Raw genomic sequence first — 4,289 nt, forward strand, 5'->3', positions numbered from 1 at the left:
CACCTCGGCCCCGAAGCCCTTGAGCAGGCGCACCTTCTCCTGGCTCATCTTGTCGGGGATGGTGAAGATGCAGCGGTAGCCCTTGATGGCCGCCGCCAGCGCCAAGCCCACGCCCGTGTTGCCGCTGGTGCCCTCGACCACCGTGCCGCCGGGGCGCAGCGTGCCGTCGGCCTCGGCGGCCTCGATGATGGCGGGCCCGATGCGGTCCTTTACGCTGCCGCCCGGGTTGTAGAACTCGGCCTTGCCGTAGACGGGGGTGCGGATGCCCTCCGTCACGCGGTTCAGGCGGATGAGCGGGGTCCAGCCGATGGTGCCCAGCACGTTGTCGTACGGGCGCGTGTGGCGGGGCCGGCTGAAGGCGATGTCCAGGACGGAGTTCATTGCGTCTGCGCGTTGGTGGCCGAGTCGGCGGCGGCCGATCCCGGTTCCTTGATCTCGAATTCCACGGGGAGCAGCACCCACTTGCTCACGGGCGTCCCGTCGCGCTTTGCCGGCTCGAACCGGAGCGCGGTGGTGCCCGCGATGGCCGCCGAGTCGAACGCCGCGTGCCGGCTGGGCGTCTCCACGCGGGCCGAATCCACCGTGCCGCCCGTGTTGATGTGGATGCGCAGCACGGTCTTGCCCTCCACCCCCGCGTCCCACAGCTCCTCGGGGTACTGGAACGCGAACTCGTTGAGCGGCACGGGCTCGGTTTCCACCACGGGCTTGCGCTCGCACGCGGCGGCCGAGGCAAGGCCGGCGGCGCCGAGCGCGAGAAGCCGGAAACGCGCTGAAGGGCTCATGGAGTGCGGGTGGGGCGGGGATCGCCGGGTGCGTTGTTGCGCCGAAGATCGTGGTTCCCGCATGGTTTCGCAACCGTTACAGGGCGGATTGTCCCCACGTACGCGGCGGATGGACGGCGTTGGATCACGAACTTCGTCGACGGGACTCGCCACCGTGAGGAGGCTGCCCCGCCACGGATCTGCCGATTGGAAGTATACACCCTCTCCCGCGCAGTTTGCGGGAGAGGGTGGGTGAGCTTTGCGAACCCGGGTGAGGGCCTACTCCGCTTCCGCCGCGCGGACGGTGTCGATCTCGCGCTGCAGCAGCTCGCGCAGGCGTTCCAGCGTGTCCACGTAGTCGTCCTGCGGGGCCAGGAAGTCCGTGCGTTCCAGGTGGACGATCATCATCCGCGCCCAGCGGCGGATGTGGTCGCGGCGCTCGCGCTCGTCCGCCGCGAGCTTGTCGCGCAGGGAGCGCGGCGTGGCCGGCGTCGCGCGGTCCGGCACGCGGACGCGCACCTCGCCGTCCACGAAAACGCCGTCGTCCTCCCACAGCGTGGGGAGCGCGACGGCGGGCCGTGACGTCTCGTTGCTCTCGATGCGCCGCATGTGCGCGGCCTGGTCGGGCAGGTTTACCATCCCGTCGTCCTCCGGTTGTGCCTGCGAGGTTAGCTGTCGGGTTCGGAGCCAGAGCCTCCGTCCGGCGCGTGGCCGGATTCACCCCGGAGCGCATCCGCCGCGCTCGTTGGGTCCCCCGCCGCCCGGCACGCGTCCGGGCGTTCGGCCGTGAAGCGCGGGGCAGCGTCACCCCGCTCTCCCAATCAAACCTCATCCGCCCCCCGATTCAACCCTGCACCTCCTCCCTGCCCCGCCCTCTCATGCGATCCTCACGAAGAACGAGCATTGAAACAGCATGCTCACACGGGGCCTTCGGCCAACGGAGTCAACGGTTTTTGATCCGTTATCGTTATCACCGTTGGCCGAAGGCCCCGTGTGCGATTGTCCGTAGAACCATCCCGTGCGTCCGTGCCGGCTGCGCGCGCCTGTCCCCGTCAGCTTCGCGCAGACCTGGCCAGGTCGGCGAGGAGGTTGAGGGCCTGCAGGGGCGTGAGCTCGTCGACCTTCATCACGCGCAGGCGCTCCACGGCGGGATGGGGCAGCGCCTCGCCGAACAGGCCCAGCTGCACGTCCGGCGGCGGACCCTGGCGACCGTTCGCCGCGGCCGCCGTCTCCAGCTCGTGCAGGATCTGCCGGGCGCGGTCCACCACGGCCTCGGGCAGGCCGGCCAGCCGCGCCACCTCCACGCCGTACGAGCGGTCCGCCCCGCCTTCGACGAGGCGGCGCAGAAAGACGATGTCCTCGCCCACCTCGCGCACGGCCACGCTGAAGTTCACCACGCCGTCCAGCCGCTCGTCCAGCTTGGTGAGCTCGTGGTAGTGCGTGGCGAAGATGGTCTTGCACCCCACCTGGTCGTGCAGGTGCTCCGTCGTCGCCGTGGCGACCGAGAGCCCGTCCCACGTGGACGTGCCGCGGCCGATCTCGTCCAGCAGCACCAGAGAGCGCGGCGTGGCGGCGTGCAGGATGGCCGCCGTCTCGTTCATCTCCACCATGAAGGTGGACTGTCCGCGCACCAGGTTGTCCGACGCGCCCACGCGGGTGAAGATGCGGTCCACGATGCCCACGCGCGCCTGCCGCGCCGGCACGAACGAGCCCACCTGCGCCAGGAGCTGGATGAGCCCCACCTGGCGCAGGACGGTCGACTTGCCGGCCATGTTGGGGCCCGTGAGGATCATCACCCGCGCATCCGTGTCCAGGTGGATGTCGTTGGGGATGAACTCCTCGCGCGGCATCATGGTTTCCACGACGGGGTGCCGGCCGCCGCGGATCTCCAGCGCGAACCCGTCGTCCACCTGCGGGCGGACGAAGTCGCGGCGCACGGCCACCTCCGCCAGCGCGGCCAGCACGTCCAGCGACGCCACGTGGTCCGCCACGCGCTGGATGCGGGGCACCTCGCGGGCGACCATCTCCCGCAGCTCGGCGAACAGGCGCTGCTCCAGGGAGCCGATGCGCTCCTCGGCGCCCAGCACCTTTTCTTCCCACTCCTTGAGCTCCGCCGTGTAGTAGCGCTCGGCGTTGGCCAGCGTCTGCTTGCGGTGGTAGTGGGCGGGCACGCGCTCCGACTCGCGCCGCGTGACCTCCAGGTAGTACCCGAAGACGCGGTTGAACCCCACCTTGAGCGTGCCGATGCCGGTCTGCTCGCGCTCGCTGGCCTGCAGCCGGGCGATGAAGTCCACCGCGCCGTCGCGGATGGTGCGCAGCTCGTCCAGGTCCGCGTGAAAGCCGGCGCGGATTACGCCGCCGTCGGCGATGGAGACGGGCGCCTCGGGGTCGATGGCGGTGTCGATGGCCTCGCGGACGTCCGCCAGCGGGTCCAGGTTCTCGCGGTGCACGCACAGCATGCTGGCCTGCGCCTTTTCCAGCGCCTCCAGCAGCGGCGGCAGGCGCGATAGCGAGGCCGAAAGGGCCAGCATCTCCCGCGGCGTGGCCCGCCCCGCGCCCACCTTGACGGCCAGACGTTCCAGGTCGCGCACGCCGCCCAGCGCGTCGCGGACGGAGCGGCGCATGGCGTCGTCGTCGAACAGCTCGGCGACGGCGTTGGAGCGCGCCTGGATCATGTCCGGGCGCACGAGGGGCGCCAGCAGCCAGCGGCGCATCAGGCGGCCGCCCATGGGCGTGCACGCCTCGTCCAGCACGTGCAGCAGCGTCCCCTCGGGGCCCGTGCCGCGCAGCGTCTCCACCAGCTCCAGGTTGCGGCGCGTCATCTCGTCCAGCGCCATCACCCCGCCGGGGCGCTCCACGTGCGGCGGCCGCAGCCCCGCGAAGCCGGCCGGCTGCACCTCGGCCAGGTACTGCACGAGGGCGCCGCACGCCGCCGCCAGCCACTGGTCCTGCGCCTCGAAGCCGTATCCCGTGAGGTTGGCCACGCGAAAGTGGCGGCACAGCTCCTCCGTGGCCCCGCGCGGGTCGAACAGCCAGTCGCCGCGGTAGGTGAGCGTGGCCTTGTCCGCGCCGGGGAGCGGAAACAGCTCCCACGTGCGGGGAAGAAGGACCTCCGCCGGCTGCCAGATGCCCAGCACGTTGGGCAGGTCGTCCCACTCCACCCTGCGCGCCGTGAGCTCGCCCGTGGTCAGGTCCGCCAGCGCCAGGCCCACGGGCCCCTCGCCCGCCGCGTCGCCGGCGACGGCCGCGAGAAAGTTGTTGCGCCGGGCGTCCAGCAGCGCGTCGCTGAAGACGGCGCCGGGCGTGACCATCTCCGTGACGGCGCGGCGGACGAGGCCCTTGGCGAGCGCCGGGTCCTCGACCTGGTCGCAGATGGCCACACGCTTGCCCAGCGCCACCAGCCGGCGCAGGTAGTTCTCCAGCGCGTGGGCCGGGATGCCGGCCAGGGGCGCCTTGCTGCCGCCGTTGTTGCGGGAGGTGAGCGTCAGGTCCAGCAGCTTGCTTCCCTCGACGGCGTCTTCGTTGAAC

Annotated in this window: 4 protein-coding genes and 1 riboswitch; all 4 genes read right to left on the reverse strand. The window is 71.3% G+C overall.

Annotation, left to right across the window (positions count from 1 at the left end; all coding sequences use genetic code 11):
* On the reverse strand, positions 1–381 hold a 381-nt coding region (locus VFZ20_RS02795; protein WP_329682300.1), incomplete at its 3' end, for a PLP-dependent cysteine synthase family protein.
* On the reverse strand, positions 378–782 hold the full coding sequence (locus VFZ20_RS02800) for an energy transducer TonB (protein ID WP_329682301.1): 405 nt from the start codon (positions 780–782) through the stop codon (positions 378–380). The genes VFZ20_RS02800 and VFZ20_RS02795, both read right to left, overlap by 4 nt.
* Before the next feature lie 258 nt (positions 783–1,040).
* Positions 1,041–1,400, reverse strand: a complete 360-nt coding sequence (locus VFZ20_RS02805) for a hypothetical protein (protein WP_329682302.1) — start codon at positions 1,398–1,400, stop codon at positions 1,041–1,043.
* 4 nt (positions 1,401–1,404) lie between these two features.
* Positions 1,405–1,557, reverse strand: a riboswitch (cyclic di-AMP (ydaO/yuaA leader).
* A 256-nt stretch (positions 1,558–1,813) separates the two neighbouring features.
* On the reverse strand, positions 1,814–4,289 hold a 2,476-nt coding region (mutS, locus tag VFZ20_RS02810), incomplete at its 5' end, for a DNA mismatch repair protein MutS (protein WP_329682303.1).

The organism is Longimicrobium sp. (genome assembly GCF_036280135.1).
Classification (GTDB): domain Bacteria; phylum Gemmatimonadota; class Gemmatimonadetes; order Longimicrobiales; family Longimicrobiaceae; genus Longimicrobium.